Source organism: Lewinella sp. 4G2 (assembly GCF_001625015.1).
Lineage (GTDB): Bacteria > Bacteroidota > Bacteroidia > Chitinophagales > Saprospiraceae > Neolewinella.
In genome coordinates, this window is record NZ_LVWJ02000019.1 from 284,215 (window position 1) to 300,490 (window position 16,276).

16 protein-coding genes are annotated in these 16,276 nt (G+C 56.4%); 6 read left to right on the top strand and 10 right to left on the bottom strand.

Features of this window, described 5'->3' with window-relative positions:
* Nucleotides 1-5: 5 nt before the first annotated feature.
* On the bottom strand, nucleotides 6-2,813 hold the full coding sequence (locus A3850_RS18170) for a TonB-dependent receptor domain-containing protein (RefSeq protein ID WP_068220561.1): 2,808 nt from the start codon (nucleotides 2,811-2,813) through the stop codon (nucleotides 6-8).
* A 533-nt stretch (nucleotides 2,814-3,346) separates the two neighbouring features.
* On the opposite strand from A3850_RS18170, the gene A3850_RS18175 reads away from it, so the two are divergent.
* Entirely contained in the window at nucleotides 3,347-4,264 is a 918-nt protein-coding gene (locus A3850_RS18175; protein WP_068220563.1) for a TIGR01777 family oxidoreductase, read from the top strand.
* Nucleotides 4,265-4,275: 11 nt separating this feature from the next.
* On the top strand, nucleotides 4,276-5,037 hold the full coding sequence (locus A3850_RS18180) for a TIGR03915 family putative DNA repair protein (protein ID WP_068220566.1): 762 nt from the start codon (nucleotides 4,276-4,278) through the stop codon (nucleotides 5,035-5,037).
* Here the strand turns inward: A3850_RS18180 and A3850_RS18185 are convergent.
* Both A3850_RS18185 and A3850_RS18190 read right to left on the bottom strand, forming a co-directional pair.
* Nucleotides 5,024-6,646: a choice-of-anchor B family protein gene (locus A3850_RS18185; protein WP_068220568.1), complete on the bottom strand. Its 1,623-nt coding sequence runs from the start codon at nucleotides 6,644-6,646 to the stop codon at nucleotides 5,024-5,026. The genes A3850_RS18180 and A3850_RS18185 overlap by 14 nt on opposite strands.
* A gap of 119 nt (nucleotides 6,647-6,765) precedes the next feature.
* A complete protein-coding gene (locus A3850_RS18190) occupies nucleotides 6,766-7,287 on the bottom strand; it encodes a YfiT family bacillithiol transferase (RefSeq protein WP_068220571.1) in 522 nt (173 codons plus the stop codon).
* A 333-nt stretch (nucleotides 7,288-7,620) separates the two neighbouring features.
* Here A3850_RS18190 and A3850_RS18195 point away from each other — a divergent pair, with 333 nt between their 5' ends.
* From A3850_RS18195 to A3850_RS18210, 4 genes are all read left to right on the top strand, one after another.
* A complete protein-coding gene (locus A3850_RS18195; protein WP_068220574.1) occupies nucleotides 7,621-8,640 on the top strand; it encodes a hypothetical protein in 1,020 nt (339 codons plus the stop codon).
* Between the two features lie 90 nt (nucleotides 8,641-8,730).
* Nucleotides 8,731-9,051: a hypothetical protein gene (locus tag A3850_RS20350; RefSeq protein ID WP_068220576.1), complete on the top strand. Its 321-nt coding sequence runs from the start codon at nucleotides 8,731-8,733 to the stop codon at nucleotides 9,049-9,051.
* Nucleotides 9,052-9,091: 40 nt separating this feature from the next.
* Nucleotides 9,092-9,562, top strand: coding sequence for a TlpA disulfide reductase family protein (locus A3850_RS18205; RefSeq protein WP_197494108.1), 471 nt, complete (start codon nucleotides 9,092-9,094; stop codon nucleotides 9,560-9,562).
* A 4-nt stretch (nucleotides 9,563-9,566) separates the two neighbouring features.
* Nucleotides 9,567-10,205 (top strand): O-methyltransferase, encoded by a 639-nt coding sequence (locus A3850_RS18210; protein ID WP_068220582.1) that lies wholly within the window; start codon nucleotides 9,567-9,569, stop codon nucleotides 10,203-10,205.
* Nucleotides 10,206-10,555: 350 nt separating this feature from the next.
* Here the strand turns inward: A3850_RS18210 and A3850_RS18215 are convergent, their stop codons facing one another.
* From A3850_RS18215 to cobA, 7 genes are all read right to left on the bottom strand, one after another.
* Nucleotides 10,556-11,152, bottom strand: a complete 597-nt coding sequence (locus tag A3850_RS18215) for a hypothetical protein (protein WP_068220585.1) — start codon at nucleotides 11,150-11,152, stop codon at nucleotides 10,556-10,558.
* A gap of 32 nt (nucleotides 11,153-11,184) precedes the next feature.
* Nucleotides 11,185-11,784 (bottom strand): hypothetical protein, encoded by a 600-nt coding sequence (locus A3850_RS18220; RefSeq protein ID WP_068220588.1) that lies wholly within the window; start codon nucleotides 11,782-11,784, stop codon nucleotides 11,185-11,187.
* Between the two features lie 238 nt (nucleotides 11,785-12,022).
* On the bottom strand, nucleotides 12,023-12,607 hold the full coding sequence (locus A3850_RS18225) for a Uma2 family endonuclease (RefSeq protein WP_082921954.1): 585 nt from the start codon (nucleotides 12,605-12,607) through the stop codon (nucleotides 12,023-12,025).
* 101 nt (nucleotides 12,608-12,708) lie between these two features.
* Nucleotides 12,709-13,743, bottom strand: coding sequence for an NAD(P)/FAD-dependent oxidoreductase (locus A3850_RS18230; RefSeq protein WP_068220591.1), 1,035 nt, complete (start codon nucleotides 13,741-13,743; stop codon nucleotides 12,709-12,711).
* A gap of 110 nt (nucleotides 13,744-13,853) precedes the next feature.
* Nucleotides 13,854-14,537, bottom strand: a complete 684-nt coding sequence (locus A3850_RS18235) for a phosphoadenylyl-sulfate reductase (RefSeq protein ID WP_068220594.1) — start codon at nucleotides 14,535-14,537, stop codon at nucleotides 13,854-13,856.
* Between the two features lie 3 nt (nucleotides 14,538-14,540).
* Complete coding sequence (locus tag A3850_RS18240) at nucleotides 14,541-15,419, bottom strand: bifunctional precorrin-2 dehydrogenase/sirohydrochlorin ferrochelatase (protein ID WP_068220597.1); 879 nt, start codon at nucleotides 15,417-15,419, stop codon at nucleotides 14,541-14,543.
* 81 nt (nucleotides 15,420-15,500) lie between these two features.
* On the bottom strand, nucleotides 15,501-16,262 hold the full coding sequence (gene cobA, locus A3850_RS18245) for a uroporphyrinogen-III C-methyltransferase (protein ID WP_068220599.1): 762 nt from the start codon (nucleotides 16,260-16,262) through the stop codon (nucleotides 15,501-15,503).
* Nucleotides 16,263-16,276: the final 14 nt, after the last annotated feature.

Consider the following 16,276-nt stretch of genomic DNA (forward strand, 5'->3'; position numbering starts at 1 on the left):
ATTAACTATCGGCGATCGAGCTGATAGGTAGCAGAGATATAAGCCAGGCGCCCAATCCGCGGGCCACCGTAGACTTGGAATACTTCATTGTCTAACAAGTTGGAAGCACCCAACTTGATGGTTGTGTTGATACTAGGGACCTCGAAATTCACCTGGGCGTCAAGCATCCCGTAAGCCTCGATGAAGCCCGTAAACTGGGGCGAGCCCTCGAAGATGAAACCATCCACCCACTTATAGTTCACACTGAAACCAAATTCAGGAATTGAACCACTCAGGAATGGAAGGGGTACGTTACGCCCACTGATGCCTAAATTGTACTTGTGCTCCGGCGTATTAAAAGCTGGAATGATGGGGTCATCAGAAGCTGTATTCAGTTTGTTCCAACTGTAGTTTCCGTTGAAGGAATAGTATTTGCCGAAATAGTAATTCGTACCAATACTGAAGCCTTGTGTGGTGACTCGGTCACTAGCGTTAGCCGCAACTCGGAAAGCTTGAGCCCCCGTAATGAGTCCGCCCACATTGTCCAGATCCACTCCAAGATTGAAGCCAATGAAGTCTTCGTAGAAGCTATAGTAATAGGTAGCATCTACGTATAGCTTTTCGAAAAGCGTCGTCCGGTAGCCAGCTTCGAGGGTGCGCACTTGCTCAGGTCTAATGGGCGCTACGTCGAAAGTCTCCAGGTCATCCGTATTACCCGTATTGGTAAAGGTTGTCAGGCTCTCTACCGTCGTGAGATCGTTTACACCGTCCAGGTTACCGAGGAGGATGGCACGGCCAACATTATAAAACAGGTACTGATCACTCAGTGTCGGGTTACGAATGGCAGAAGAGAAAGAGATCCGCGCCGTAGTCGTTTGAGTAGGAGTAAAAACGAAGCTCGCCGCCGGGCTCACCAGTAAGTCAAAGTTCTGGTTCTTATCCAATCGGAGGCTACTACTGATCTTATAGCGGTTATTCAAGTGGAGCGTACCTCCACCGTAAGCCCCCACTTCGTAAGTGTCAATGTTACGGCCCGCCGTATCGAGTAGGATCGACCCCTGGCTGTTAGGCGTGTACAGACGGCCGTTAGCACCAACCGTCAGTTCCAGGCGGCTGTCCTCGTTCGGGGCCCATACGTTGTTAAACTTCTTTTCGCCGTGCAGGTGGTAAAGAGCACTCCGGTCGAAAAAGCGCGTGCCACCTTCGCCGTCGTTCCCGATGCGGCTGGTGATGTCATCAACGGCAGCATTAAACCGATCCGTGCCCGGTTGGAAATAATCCAGGGTATTCAGGCCATTTGGCCCTTGGGCAAACGTCCGCGCCTCAGCGTGGTATTCAGCGAGCAAGGATTGAATTTCCGGCCGCTGGAAAAACTCATTTCGCAGCTGGTCGCGCTCCGAAATGGTACAATTGCGGGGGAAACAGTTCGGGTAACCATCCAATTGGTTGAAGCGGGGGACGATCGTTCCCTGCCAGTAAGAGGTGTAATCCGCCGCCCAGTCACCGTCCGTCTTGAAGCTATCCTGAAGCTGGATGGCCGTGAAGTAGGGGTCGTAGCTATCACCGGCATCTTCGTGGGTTGCGTAGGCGCGGATGAAGAAGTTATCCCGGTTCCGCAGTTCGATCCGGTGCTGGTAAAACTGGATGTTCCGCAGGCTAAACCGGTTGTCCCCCTGGTACACCGTCGTTCCCGTGCTGTAATTGGACGCCAGTAGGAGTTCCGTACTTTCTAGCGACTTATCCGGTTGCAAACGAATGTGCACCGCCAGACCGGCCTTAAGGTTTTCGCTGTCGTAATCGACGAGATCCTCCTCCTTGTAGCCTTCCCGGAAAATCTGACCAATACCCGGCAAAATCCGTAGCCCCCGATAGTCAAATGCACTACTGCCTTCATCGCCGTAACGATTAACGGCATCGTAACCACCAGGATTTTCGGGGCCAAACTCCGTCTCAAAAACCGGGTCAAAATTATCCGCCACCCAGTCGTTAGCGCGGAAGCCGAAGAGGTTGGCCTTGTAGGCGATCCACTCTTGTCCTTCCTTATTCTTAAAGGCCTGGGCGTAGCGGAAGCCCCCTTCAAAAAGGCTCCTTTCGGCTACTTTGATCTGGGCGGAAAGCCCCTGCTGCAGGAAGGGGTCCTTAGTTTCCAGGGCGATCACGCCATTGAAGGCGTTCGGCCCGTAAAAGGCGGAGCTGGCCCCAACGACGAGGTTTACCCGGTTCACGTCCAGTTCGGAAGCCCCCAGGAAGTTACCGAGGGAGAAGTTTAGGCCCGGGCTCTGGTTATCCACTCCGTCAATGGTCTGGAGGGAACGCACCGGGTTGGTCGAGTTGAAGCCACGCGTATTGACGATCTTGAAACCAAGGCTGGCGGCGGTTAGGTCCACGTCCTTGAGGCTACCCAATCCGTCGTAAAAGTTGGCGGCGGGTGTCTGTTTGATGGCAATGGCGTCCAGCGTTTCCACCGTCAGGGCGGCCTGCCGTTGCTTATCGCTGATGCGCTGGCCAACTACCTCAACGGTTTCGGTGGTAATGGCGTCGTCGCCCAGTTTGATCTTCAGGTTCTGGTCCACCGAAGTCACTTCCACTTCCGTCGGTGAGTAACCGATGTAGCTGAATTGCAGAATGGTCGGCAGGCCCGACACCGTCAATTCCCAATCTCCGTTAAAGTCGGTTACGGTACCGGTTGTCGTGCCTTTAGCCAGTACGCTGGCTCCGATGAGGTCTTCGCCACTGGTTCCGTCAACGATCTTGCCTTTCAGAGTGACCTGCGCGGAGAGGCCCACGCTCACAAAAGTGCAGCAGAGAATAAACAGGAGTTGTTGTAACCGCATAGGGCAAAGCTTCACATGATCGATAAACAAGACGTAACCAAAGCGCCGCGGTAACGGCCACCGGGCCAAATTTAGTGAAAATTCGCTGGGCTCAGTGTCGCACGATCATTGTTAGAGAATTTTCGGGCTTTACTTACTTTCCAAGCTTTCACCCGCATTTTCATTGGGCCCGCAATGATACGCACATTCACCTTTAAACACATTTTTGTCTTCACTCAACCAGCTAGTGACTATGGGGCGCTGCCGCGGGTGCAATGGAATGGGAACGGGGCCGCTCCGGCGCAAAGCGCAGCCTTTACCAAGATGAACCATTAGAATGATGGGTGACGCTACCACTACAGTGCTATACATGAAACGCCTATCACGTCTCCCCTCTCCTTTGGACCACGCAGTAGCCGCGAAGCGAAAGGGGCCGGGGGAGAGGAATTCGCAACGTCATGTATAGCAGCCTAACGCTACCCCAATCAATAATCGTTAACACAAATCCAGCCCGGGGCCGAACAACCTTATCTATCCCTCTGGTTTAGGAAGTCATGGCAATCATCAAGCAAAAAGGCATCGTCCTCATCGGTGGGGGGACGGGATTCATCGGCTCCCACCTCGCTAACCATTTGGCCGACGAGGGCCACCAGGTTCGCATCCTTACCCGCAGCCCCAAAATGGGTGGCCGCCACCTCCAGTTCGAATGGGACACTAAGAAGGACTACCTCGACCCCGCCGCTCTAAAAGACGTCGACTACGTCATCAACCTCGCCGGCGCCGGCATCGCTGACAAGCGCTGGACGGCCAAACGCAAAAAGGTCATCATCGAAAGCCGGACCCAGACGACGGCCCTCCTCGCCAAGGGCATCAGCAAAATGGCCGTCAAGCCCAAACTCTACCTCTCCGCCAGTGCCGTCGGTTACTACGGCGACCGTGGCGAAGAACTACTGACGGAACACGACGGCCCCCGCAGTGGCTTCCTCAGCCGGAGTTGCATCGCCTGGGAAGAATCCACCAACCTGGTCGCGGAACAGGGCGTGCCGGTCTTCATCAACCGAACGGGCATCGTGCTGCACCCGGACGGAGGTGCCCTCGAAAAGATGCTCCTCCCCCTCCACGCCTTCACCTCCACTTACTTCGGCGACGGGCAGCAGTACTATTCCTGGATCCACTTGGAAGACATCGTCCGGATCTATTCTTTCGCGATCGACAACCAGCTCACGGGCATCTACAATGGCGTGGCTCCCGGCCCCGTCCGCAATAAGCAACTGGCCGCCGCGATCGGTCCGGCCATGGGGAAGGCCGCCGTCGTCATCCCCGCACCGGCTTTCGCCATGAAATTGGCCATGGGCGAAATGAGCCACACCGTGCTCGACTCCGCAAAGGTGAGTTCCAAAAAGATCGAGGAGGCCGGTTTCCGCTTTGCCCATCCGGAACTGAGCCAGGCCCTGATTGACCTTCTCAGGTAAGGCGCACCCCCATGCTTACCCTTACCTACGACGCGACCTTTTCGGGCTTGTTCTCCGCCATTTTCGCGGCCTACGAACGGAAAGACCTGGACGTAGACATCGTCCCCGAAGACCGCTACCAGGACCAACTCTTCGCCGAACCGCTGGCCATCGCTACCGATGAGGCCAAAGCGAAACGCGTCCTGAAAGGCTTGAACGCCCGTTCCCCCGGCGCCTCGAGTTGGCTCCATAAAATCTTCCTCACCGAGCAACCGGGGACGGAGCGGCTCATCCTCCACTTCGTCCGCCGCCAGTTTGAGACGGAGATGAACGTCCGCCAGGATGCCTCCGACGAAAAGGTGCGCGCGTTGCAGTTGCTGGAAAAACAGATGGGAAGGGAAGTCCACCGGATGCACGCTTTCGTCCGTTTTCAGGAGACGCCCGACGGTATGTACGTTGGCCTGATCAACCCGGACTTCAACTGCTTGCCCTTACTCGGAAAACACTTCGGGGCGCGGTACCCAGCTATGGAATGGATGATCTACGATACCACCCGGCAGTACGGCCTGCACTGGGATAAGGATAAGAAAAAGGCCTCCTTCGTCACCCTGACGAACGACAGCAATAGCCGCCTGAGCCACCTTTCGGCGGAATTATTAGCGGCAAAAGAAACCGGCTACCAGGACCTCTGGAAGGCCTACTTCAAGGCCGTCGACATCCCCGAACGGCGGAATATGCCCCTCCATCTCCAACACGTCCCGAAGCGCTACTGGAAATACCTCATCGAGAAATGACGACCGTGGTGACCTGGGCGCCGTCTACCCTCACGTGATATATTCCGGGGGCCACGTTGGCTTCGATCCGGTTCCCCCGCCCACGGGCGACCAATCGGCCGTCCGCTGCCCATAATCCCCACTTGGCACCTGCGTCAGCGCCCCTTAAAACGATGGGGTGGTTGATGGGTGCTGGATTCGGGAAGGCGGTGATGTTAGCTGCATCCGACGAGCTACCGAAGGTGACCGAACGCACCTCGCTGTAGTGCTCGGTGCCATCCAGATCCCGCTGGCGCAGCCGGTAATAGTGGAGGCCGGGGCCGGGGTAATCGTGGTCGAAGGAATAGGTATCTCCGGCGGCGGGCACCCAGGCCACGTCGGCAAACTGCCCGTCCGCCAGCGCGTGTTCCACCGTGAAGCCGGCGTTATCGCGTTGCTCGCTGACTTCCCAATTCAGATAAGCCGCTTTGGTGTCAGCCGACACTTCGAAAGCGCTGTAAGTGACCGGCAGTGACCGGTCGATACGGACAACGTGCAGCCCGGTGTACTGGTCGCTGGCCAGGATATTTCCGGAGGGGAGGTAAGGGTAACAGCCCCAAACGCCGCGGCTGTAGGTATTTGCGTTGGGCGTGGTATCGAAAAAACCTCTGCGGCTGGCGTTGTTGCGGTCGGTGATGTCCCAGACCTGCACGCCCTCGCCGTAGTAGCTGAGAACGACCAGGCTATCGCCAAGTACGTAGGGGTTGTGAGCGAGGCTCCGCACGCTATTCGGTGCCAGACTGGCCGAGCGAAACAGGCTCGTCACTTCCATATCGGTAGGGTCCGCGACGCTGACGACCTTGACGCCAGTGTTGCTCGTCTCGTCGCACATCACGACGTGCTGTGCGTCGTCCGTACGCCAAACGCTGTGGTTGTAGCCCTGCTCTGCGTAATTGGAAAGGATGCCGAGTTCGCGAGGATTCGTGGGCGTGGAAACGTCGTAAACGTACATGCCCCGGCCCTCGGAATTGGCGTACAAGGTGTCATTGATGGCGTAAGCGTCGTGGACGTAGCCGCCCGTCAGGTTGACCGAGGCCATCTCCACGGGGGCGATAGGGTTGGAGATGTCGAGCACGATGTACCCCTGGCGCTGTACCTGCGTGCCCACTGCGTAGAGGCGCACGGGCGAGCTCGTAGAATCGATGAAGATGTTGTGGCAACGGGTGAAGAATTCCGTACTCTGGTAGGGCACCGAGACGGAGTTGGGCAGGCCCGACAAATCGATGATCTGCAAGCCCTCATTTCCCTCCGTTACGCAGTAGGCGTAATCGCCGTGCACCTTGATGTCCCGCCACGTGCTCTGAGAATTCAGGACGACATTGAGCCGGCTGATCTCGGTGATGTTCGCCGGGTCCGTGACGTCAAGGACGTGAATGAAGAAACGGGAGGCAATCAGGGCGTATTCCCGGCCGTCCCGCGCGTAGCCCCACACGTCGCTGTAACGGTTTTGGTTTGGCTGCCCGGCCAACGTCGGGTCGTCCCAGCTTCCCAGGGAGAACATATTATCACTTTCCTGGGCGCTGGCGCGGGTGCCGGGGAGGAGGGCAAGCAAAAGGGACAGGCAGGTAAGGACCGGGATAAATCGTTTCACTACAGTAAGTTTTCTCCGGCCAAAAGGATAGGCCAGACTAAGGGGAAGTTCTATTGGCAAAGATAGAACTGCCGGGTTGGGGGCGAGTCCCCGAGCCGACTTACCGGCGGAACCCGGGTCTAAATGGCTTCCCCAAGGATCACCCGCAGGTGCCCGAGGTGGTGCTTCCCGTGCCAGGCGTACTGGGCCGCGAGTTGGTCGAGCCGGTAATCCACGCCCGCGCCGCCGTGGTAAGCCGTGCGCATCCACTGCGCGTCGGTACACGTAGCGAGAAGTACGGACCACCGTAAGTGCAAACCCCGCAGTGCATCGAGGGAGCTCTGGACGGGGACGGCCGTTACGTCGGGGAGCTCCGCCCAGCGCTTTTCGTCGTAGGGAACGAGGGTCGGGTGCTCCTCGGTCAGTATCCGCTTGTGGCGTACGTAGGCGTTGACGTGGCTATCCAGCACGTGGTGAATCACCTGTCGGGCCGTCCAGCCACCGGGGCGGTAGGTGGCGTCGAGTTTGCCGCGCGCTTTCAGTTCGAGCGCAGCCGCGGCAAAAGAGGCGGGGAGTTCCCCTATCTCACGGACGTAGGCGAGGCGGTTTTCCGCCGCGATCGACAATTCGGGGAGGATAAATTGGCCAATGGGGTACTGCATAGCAACTAATTTGCGGCCAAATTACAGCACATTTTGGGGAGCAAATGGAGAAGTTTTGGACGGGAAAAGGCACTCAACAATACTTCCGCAAGGCTTGTTTTATAGGGCCTTACGTGGGTTAGTGACCCAATTCAACCGGCTTCGGTGATGAGGAATGCTACGTGAACCACCTTCCCACATTTAACATTTCAGCGTAATACCGGGGCCGAGCTTTACGTTTATACGCCCACAACCGTGGAGATTTCCGCGGCCATTATTCACGAGCGAGCCGGATGTATAGTGCGTTGCACCGCGTTGCACATCCACCAAAAGCCCGCTCACAAACCAACCTGTATGTCTACCATTCAGAATAATCCCACCCCAAAATTCACCTCTAGCCCCGCAGCCAAACCCAACCGGACGCCGCTGCTGCTAGGTATCATCGCCGTGTTGCTCATCGGCCTCGTCGGCTTCGGCATTGGCTACATGAACCGGGGCACCGAAAACGCTCAGGTCACCGCGGACCTCGTAGAGATGGAGCAATTCAAGGCTACGGCCGAGAAGCAGTACTACGAATCTCTCGCCGAGCTGGAAGAGATGCGCGGTAGCAACGAAGAGTTGAATGCCCTCATCGACCAACAGAAAGCCGAGCTCCGTACCCAAAAGGATAAGATCGAGGGTCTGACCCGCGATAGCCGCAACCTCGCTTCCGCCCGCCGCGAATTGGCTAACCTTAAAACACAGGTAGAAGGCTACGTCGTCGAGATCGAAGAACTCCGCCTCGCCAACGCCGAACTGGCCGAGAACAACCAGCGCCTCACGAGTGAGCGGGACATTCTGTCCAACGATCTTCAGGCCAGCCGCGAGACGAACGAGAGTTTGAATAGCGAACGAGCTGTCCTCGTCAGTGAACGGGAACGCCTGACCTCCAACAACCAGGAGTTGAGCCGCAAGGTCGGTATCGCCAGCGTCCTTAAGGCGAACAACGTCAGTGTCGTCGGTCAGAAGCAACGTAACAGTGGCAAGTGGGTCGACCGTAGCTCTGCCCGCAACGTGGAACGCCTTTACGTATGCTTCAACAGCCTTGACAATGCCGTAGCTCAGACGGGTGAGGAGACCTTCCAGGTTCGTATCGTCAACCCCAACGGCGAGACGATCCAGATTGACGCCATGGGCTCCGGTGTTTTCACCAGCTCCGAAAGCGGTGACCGCATTCCCTACACCACCGAAGTTGGTTTTGGCTTCGACGGTTCCGCCGCCAGCCACTGCGCCGAATGGAGCGTGGAGGGTAAGGAATTCATGAAGGGAACCTATCAGGCAGAGCTCTACAATAAGGGTTACTTCGTCGGGGAAGGCTCCGTGACGCTTAAGTAAATTCTAGTTTCCGGATATCCCATCCAGATACTCACCAATCGAAACGGCTCCGCACTACGCGGGGCCGTTTTGTTTTTACCTTTGCCTACCATGGAAAGCGTGAAAGCAAGCCTGGCGGAATCCTTCGGCCTCCCCGCCCTCCGGGACGGCCAAACCTATACGGAGGAACGCTTCCTGCAAGCCCTGGCTGACGCCATCGATTACTGGATGCAGTACCGTATGGAAGAGCTAATGAGCCTGTGTTATACCCTCGACGTGGATGAGGCGGCCGTTGCCTTCGCCTTCCACCCCTCCGCGCCGGATCCGGCCAATCACGGCTTGGCCCGCCTGCTGTACGACCGGCAGATCAAGCGCCTGGAAACCAAACGAACCATCAAATCTCCCCCCGTTGACGATGAGGATGCCTGGTAGAGCACGAAGTACTGCGAAGCAAAAATTCTTTATTCCGCTGGTGATCCTCGTGCTCTGGTTCGGGGGCCGGGCCTGGTACTTCGCGCCCAACGCAAGTGCCGGTGAACCAGCGGCGACGTTTACGGTGACCCTCGCCAACGGCAACCCGTTTAGCTTGGAGGGCTTACGGGGCAAAACCGTCCTGCTGGATTTCTGGGGAAGCTGGTGTGGCCCCTGCCGGGCGGAAGTCCCCCAGCTACAGCAACTTTACCGGGAGCGGGGTGACGAACTGGCCATCGTCAGTATCGCCATTGAACGGGATAGCAGCCGCTGGCTAAACGCCCTGGCCCGCGATGGGAGAAGTTGGCCCTACCAGATCATGGATGAAACGAGTTCGTTGAAATTCCTCAATGGTGAGCTGGCGGATTTGTACGGTATCAACTCCGTCCCCAGCAACGTCGTCGTCAACGGTGCGGGGGAAGTTGTCGCCGTCAATATTGACCTTAATGACCTGAGCACCTACCTCCCCTAAACCTATGCGTGACACCATCGATCTCCGTTACGAGTACGCCGAACGGCTCTCCGGCCCGCTGCCAACTTACCTCGAGGAAGTGGAGCGACAGACCTTTCTGAAAACCATGGCTCCCCAAATGCTGAGTGGTCGGTTACAGGGGCGGATCCTGAGTATGCTGTCGCAACTCGTCCGGCCGTCCTGCATTTTGGAACTGGGCACCTTTACGGGGTATTCCGCCCTCTGCCTGGCGGAAGGACTAGCGCCGGGCGGGGAACTCCACACCATCGAAGGGAACCGGGAAACGGCGTTTTGGGCGGCTAAAAACTTCGCGGTTTCTCCCTTCAGCGAAAGCCTCAAATTACACGTGGGGCAGGCGGCGGACCTCCTCCCCACCCTACCCGACCGATTTGATCTCATCTTTTTGGATGGCGACAAACGGGGCTACCCCGGCTACTTCCACCAGCTCATCGACCGGCTCAATCCGGGCGGCCTGCTACTGGCCGACAACATCCTTTGGGACGGTAAGGTGAGTAAGTCGGGCAAACCGGATCCAGACGTGGAGGCTCTCCGCGCCTACAACGAATTGGTGGCTGCGGACGAGCGCTTGGTTTCGGTGGTGCTGCCGTTACGGGATGGTTTGAGTGTGGGGCGGCGGGTTTAGGGTGTCCCAATAGATGCTTGCAGGATTGGGTTCGACCCGGCCGCTCGGAGACCCTCCTACGTCGGGCGGTCATACACACGGCCGGACGCTTGCAGGACCTCCTGCGTCGGACGCTACAAGGACCTACTCATCATCATTACCACTGCTCCTCGTAGCGTCGAATCTATTGTAGCGTAGTGGAAATAGAATCGTCCTGCGAGCGTGCGGTCATACACACGGCCGGACGCTTGCAGGACCTCCTGCGTCGGACGCTACAAGGACCTACACATCATTTCTGCCACAGCTCCTCGTAGCGTCGATGCTATTGTAGCGTAGTGGAAATAGAATCGTCCTGCGAGCGTGCGGCCCCCTTACCGCCGCCACATCGAGAAGCCACCCACCAGATCTACACCGAGCAGACCTAAGTCTGTGTTGTAGTAGACCTTCTTCAGCTCACCGGGGTTGGGGTTGTTGTAATTCTGTTCTAGTACGTTGAAGTAGATCTCGCCTTCGCGTTCGTACTCCGCGATTACGCGGGCGTTGGCGTTACGGCCGGCGGTGATGCGGCCGTCGGGTAGCAACTCTACTATCAGGCGGTGGTCGCTAGCCGTAGGAATATTAAATACGTAGAAAATATCCGTTGGCCCAAACCCAGATGGATAGGCATCAATTGCGCCGCTTAGCTCCTGACTGGGGCTGCTCCCCGAAAACTCCATGATGAATTGTTCGTTGCAGCCATTCAATTCCGTGGCTTCGTTGATGCCACCGCGGAAGATCATGCGGAGTTCAGTCCCATCCGAAACCGTATAGGTGACTATTTGGGCGTCAGTATGGGGAATAGCGTTAAGGGTTTCCGCTTTAAGCCGACGGTCTTCCGGCAGGTCGCAGCCGTTGTTATCTTCACTACAGCCAGTCCCTAGTCCCAGGCAAAAGCAGGTGAGTAAGAGTAAAAGTGAATTCGTTCTCATCGTTGGGGTTTTGACCGTGGTATAAGCAGCGGCTACTGGTTCGCTAAAAAGATGGACGTACCGTCAGGTAGTTCTACTCCAATCAGTCCGAAGGAGAGGTTATAATATGCCATCTCAGTTTGTGGGTCCGTTGGCTCACCGTAGGCTACGGCCAGCACGTCGGTGTAGGTACTTCCGTTCAGGGTTGTATCCGGAATGATGCGACCGAATGGGGTGTCGCCAGCGAGCGTCCCTGCTTCGTCGAGAATGACGGAGATGGACCTTCCCCGCCTACCGTTCGCCGTATAATTTAGGCCGTAGGTCAAGAGTTCCTCTACTTCCCCAAATACCAATATGTCCACGTTGAGACTACTATTCACGTTGAGGCCGCTGAAGGTGGTACTAATCTCTTCCAGACAGCCCGTGATCATTTGTGGCGTAAAGGCTTCGCGACGAACGACGGCCATAAAGTCCGTCCCATCGGACACTTCAAAAGTAAGTGTCTGCTCGTCGCGGTAAGGAATGGCGTTGATGAGGCGGGCATCAACTCGCGTAATTTCTTCGCAGGGTGGGTCGTCACCTTCGCTGCCTTCAAAAAAGGAGCAGGAGGTTATGGCGATAGTCAACAGGAAGAAGGAGAATATTTGTTTCATAGGGTTCGATGCATATCCCATTAGGGATGGGATGACAGTGACGGTTTGAAGAACGAGGATAGATCGTAAGACGGTAGAAAACTTACCTTCTCCGTACTAAAAGGTGGCAAAATTAATCAGTAGCGGAGTGGCTGGCAATCAAAAAAGGTCGACTTCCTTGCGGAAGCCGACCTCGGTGGTGTTTATTCAAGTCGTGTAATCTGTAAAGCCATGACGGCCTGATGTTCAATAAACGGCGCTAAACCTCTGGCAACATACTATCAACAAGAAGTTCTCCCGCAAGCGGGCTAGTAAATCGACTCCCCGCTTCGTGAACTGACCGCGATCCATAAATCCCTTTTGCGATGATGGGTTCGGCGTGAAATTCTAACTGGCGCTCACGAATGTTGACAATCCAGTATTCTTTGATTCCCGCCAGCGCGTAGGCTTCCATCTTGCTAGTCCGATCGTACTCCAAGGTAGAGTCAGCTATCTCAATGAGCAGGTGAATGTTTTCAGCGTTCGGGTGGCCGGTACTTCTATTGTACTTGCGGCGTTCAACAACCGCAAAGTCCGGCTCCGGCTCAGAATCGTTGGGTAAGGTTACCGGATTTTGGACGCGGTACTTAAACCTAGTCCCAAACTGTTCGTAGAAAAAGTCAGTGATGTCGGAAAGTACATCGGCGTGAGGTTCACCTACGGGCATCTTGGGTATAATTTTACCAAAGAGTAGTTCTACCTTGTCCAGTTCGGTCAGGACGCCTTTCTCAATGGCATCGTGGTACCGTTCGAGACTCCACCGAAATTCTTCGGGCGCTGAATTTAGGCCCATTACTTTGGTCATAGCTTAAAGATAAAGCCTTTGCTCCGTAAGATAAAGAAGGAGAGGATCAGTTCCAACGTGAAACTGATCCTCCTTTGCTGAACTCTTGAAATGCAATTTTTCTAAGCGGGCACTGTTTCCGCTTCCTCCTTCGGCAGACCCTGTACCCCGTTCACCGTAGTGTACTTGAAGCTCAGTTTCTTGTCCGGGTAGATGTAGGAGAAGGCGCTCTGCACGGCAATCGTTCCTTCGTGGAAACCACAGAGGATCAGTTTCAGCTTGCCCTCGTAGTGGTTGATGTCGCCGATGGCGTAGATGCCGGGGATGCCGGTGCTGTAATCCTTCGTATCCACGATGATGGCATTTTTGTGGATGTTCAGTCCCCACTCCGCGATCGGGCCGAGTTTGGGGGCAAGGCCGAAGAGGGGGATGAAGCTATCCACGGCGATGTCTTCCATTTCGCCGGACTTGTGCTTCACGGTGATGCCCTCCACCTTCTTGTCGCCGATGATGCCGACGGCCTGGGCGTTCGTGACCAGGTTGATCTTGCCTTCCTGGGCGAGTTCCATCACCTTTTCGACGCTATCGAGGGCGCCCCGGAAAGAATCCCGCCGGTGTACGAGGGTCACGCTGTTGGCGACGTCGGCCAGGAAGATGGTCCAGTCCAGGGCGGAGTCACCGCCACCGGCCAGGAGGACATCCTTACCGCGGTATACTTCAGGGTCACGGATGACGTAAGCAACGCCGTTATCCTCAAATTTCTCAATGTTGGGGATGGGTGGTTTCCGGGGTGTAAAGACCCCGAGGCCTCCGGCGATCATGATGACGGGTGCCTGATGCACAGTGCCTTTATTGGTCGTAACCTGGTACATTTTCTCACCGACCTCTTCAATTTTAGCGGCGCTTTCTCCGAGGGTAAAACCGGGGTTGAAGGGCTTGATCTGCTCCATTAAATTATCGACGAGCTCACCGGCTAATACACTAGGGTATCCAGGAATATCGTAAATCGGCTTTTTCGGGTAGATCTCCGTTAACTGCCCGCCCGGCTGACCGAGGGAATCAATTAAATGGCAACGAAGCTTCAATAAACCCGCTTCAAAAACGGTAAAGAGACCGACGGGGCCGGCGCCGATGATGAGGATGTCTGTTTGGATCATAATGATTTTAAATTGGGGAGATTTATTAGTCGGGTAGTCGGGTAGTACGGTAGTACGGTAGTCGGGTAGTAGCGTAGTACTACCCGACTACCCGACTACCGTACTACGTCCTATGTATGCAAGCCACACTCATCCTTGTCCTTCCCCGCCCAGCGTCCGGCGCGGCCCTGGCCCGGTCGGGTACAGTGGTGGCAGCCGATCGAGCCATAGCCCTTTGCTTCGAGGGGGTGGCGCGGTAGTTGGTCTTTTTCCAGATAGAAGAGAAACTCTCCTTCGGTGATGTCGATCAATGGGTGGAAATGGATCAATCCGTCTACCTCTTCGAAGATGCGCATGGCGGCGCGGTTCATCGTTTGGTAGGAGTGGACGCCGGACATCCACACGGTATGCTGTGCCTTGATGCCCTTCAGCGGCAGTACCTTATTGTAATGGCAGCAGCGGCTGGGTTGTTTTTCCCACATCTCCGCGTCCAGGGTTTGCCGGTGGCGGTGCTCATCGGGGTGGATCTCGACGACTTCCAGCCCGGTGACCTCGCTCAGCGTTTCCTTGTACGCCAGCGTTTCGGGGAAGTGGTAGCCGGTATTCAGCATATGCACTTTCTGCGCGGCATTGGCCTTGCTGACGAAGGTGAGCATGACGACGGACTTCGTCCCGAAGCTACTCGTGAAGAGCACTTCTTCCACGGGGAAGTATTCGTACAGGCGCGTGAAGCGGTCCTCAAAACCCAGCTCCGCAAATTCTGCGTTCAGGGCTTCGATATCAACCTTAAGTAGCGTTTTGGTAGTTGCGGACATAGTTCAGTTGGATGGGGTGGCTGGGTCTTCGGTAGGTGCAAATTGCGCTCCTCCCGATTCTGGCTGTAACGAGTTGGGCGCTGACGCGGGTGCAAAGGTAATGGGTTCGGAACTGGCTTCCTGCGCGGCGGCGGCCACCAAACATCCGCCGGGCGGGCAGCGGTGGACGGGCCTTTCGCCGGAGGCGGACGCCAGCAAACTACTCGTGACGCTGTTGAGTTCGCGCACTTTGGTTTGGAAGTCGCCCGTCAGCCGGTCCCGGAAAAGTTTCAGGTTATCTAAGAGGGTAGTCGTTTCAAATTCGGGTAATTCCGCCTCCAGAAACTGGCGGAATCGTTTTGCAAAAGTGGGGCTCTGGCCGTTCGTGCTGATCGCCACCTTGAGGGGGCCGCGGGTTACGATACTGCCGAGGTAGAAATCACAGAGACTGGGGGTATCGGCGATATTGGTCAGTCTACGGGCGGCCTTGGCGGCCTTCCAGACGGAGAGGTTGATATCCTTAAAATTGGTGGCGGCTACTACCAGGTCGGCGATCTCTACGTCACTTTCCTGGAATTTACGGGCGTAGTAGATGACCGTACCTCCGGCTGGCGTTTTCCATTCTCCGTTGGGGACTTCGCCCGTAAACCGGGCGGCTTCCAACGTGTGCCCACCGAAGCCTGCTTCATCCTCACTTTGCACCTGCGACAGCGCCCGCTGATGGTGGTCGTCGAGTAGGGCCTTGAGCTCTTCACCCATCCACGGGGCGACGATGACGACGCGGGCGTTGGGGCTGGATTTGAGGATGAAACTTAACTTTTCCTCACCTACCTCTCCGGCGCCGACAACTAGTAGTTGGAGGCGGTCCAGGCGGAAGAAGGCGGGGTAGAGGGGGTTGGTCAAGGGATATTTGATATTTGATCGGTGATACTTGATATTCGATTTGGCTGCCGCTGTTACGCTCGCTGCGCTCGGCTGCCGCCGTTATAGCTGGCGGGACAGGCGAGACAATACGGCTGACTTGTATGATGGATGTTGTGAGACGGTTGCTCCTAGGACGATGATGCCGGGGCCTTTGTCACGCTCCGCTGCGACGCGGGGGGCGATGTCGTTGACGGTGCCGAGCCAGCAACGCTCGTTGGGGCGGCTGCCGTTTTGGATGACCATGGCGGGGAGGTTTCCCTTGCCTTCGGCGTTCCAGAGGGCGCAGATTTGGTCGAGGCGGCCGAGGCCCATGAGGATGATCACGGTAGCGTTGGATTTGGGGGCGAGCAATAGATCTTCACTCAAACCGTGGTCGCGGGTGTGGGCGGTGAGTACCCAGAAGCTATCGGCGTACCCGCGGCTGGTGGGGGCGACGCCCTGTAATTCCGGCAAACTGATGCAGCTGGAGATGCCAGGAACGGTGACCGTTTCGATGCCGTGCTCGCGGGCAAAAGCGATCTCCTCCTGGCCGCGGCCAAATACGAACGGATCCCCACCCTTCAGGCGGACGACGTGGCCGTACTCGAAGGCACAATCGACGATGAGTTGATTGATCTCCTCCTGCTTTTTGTAGTGGCACCCGGCGCGCTTGCCGACGAAGAGCTTTACGCAACCCGCGGGGGCTTCGTCGAGCAACTCATCGCTGCTGAGCGCATCGTAGAGGATGGCATCGGCGGACTGGATGGCCTTTAAGCCTTTGCGGGTGATTAGGTCGGGGTCTCCGGGGCCTGCGCCTACTAGGGTTAGGAATGGAGTTTTCATTTGAGCATTTTAAT

Excerpts from the sequence above, each read along its gene's own strand:
- A3850_RS18170 (WP_068220561.1), bottom strand. The coding sequence starts at position 2,813 with ATGCGGTTACAACAACTCCTGTTTATTCTCTGCTGCACTTTTGTGAGC.
- A3850_RS18175 (WP_068220563.1), top strand. The coding sequence starts at position 3,347 with ATGGCAATCATCAAGCAAAAAGGCATCGTCCTCATCGGTGGGGGGACG.
- A3850_RS18180 (WP_068220566.1), top strand. The coding sequence starts at position 4,276 with ATGCTTACCCTTACCTACGACGCGACCTTTTCGGGCTTGTTCTCCGCC.
- A3850_RS18190 (WP_068220571.1), bottom strand. The coding sequence starts at position 7,287 with ATGCAGTACCCCATTGGCCAATTTATCCTCCCCGAATTGTCGATCGCG.
- A3850_RS18195 (WP_068220574.1), top strand. The coding sequence starts at position 7,621 with ATGTCTACCATTCAGAATAATCCCACCCCAAAATTCACCTCTAGCCCC.
- A3850_RS20350 (WP_068220576.1), top strand. The coding sequence starts at position 8,731 with ATGGAAAGCGTGAAAGCAAGCCTGGCGGAATCCTTCGGCCTCCCCGCC.
- A3850_RS18210 (WP_068220582.1), top strand. The coding sequence starts at position 9,567 with ATGCGTGACACCATCGATCTCCGTTACGAGTACGCCGAACGGCTCTCC.
- A3850_RS18215 (WP_068220585.1), bottom strand. The coding sequence starts at position 11,152 with ATGAGAACGAATTCACTTTTACTCTTACTCACCTGCTTTTGCCTGGGA.
- A3850_RS18220 (WP_068220588.1), bottom strand. The coding sequence starts at position 11,784 with ATGAAACAAATATTCTCCTTCTTCCTGTTGACTATCGCCATAACCTCC.
- A3850_RS18225 (WP_082921954.1), bottom strand. The coding sequence starts at position 12,607 with ATGACCAAAGTAATGGGCCTAAATTCAGCGCCCGAAGAATTTCGGTGG.
- A3850_RS18230 (WP_068220591.1), bottom strand. The coding sequence starts at position 13,743 with ATGATCCAAACAGACATCCTCATCATCGGCGCCGGCCCCGTCGGTCTC.
- A3850_RS18235 (WP_068220594.1), bottom strand. The coding sequence starts at position 14,537 with ATGTCCGCAACTACCAAAACGCTACTTAAGGTTGATATCGAAGCCCTG.
- cobA (WP_068220599.1), bottom strand. The coding sequence starts at position 16,262 with ATGAAAACTCCATTCCTAACCCTAGTAGGCGCAGGCCCCGGAGACCCC.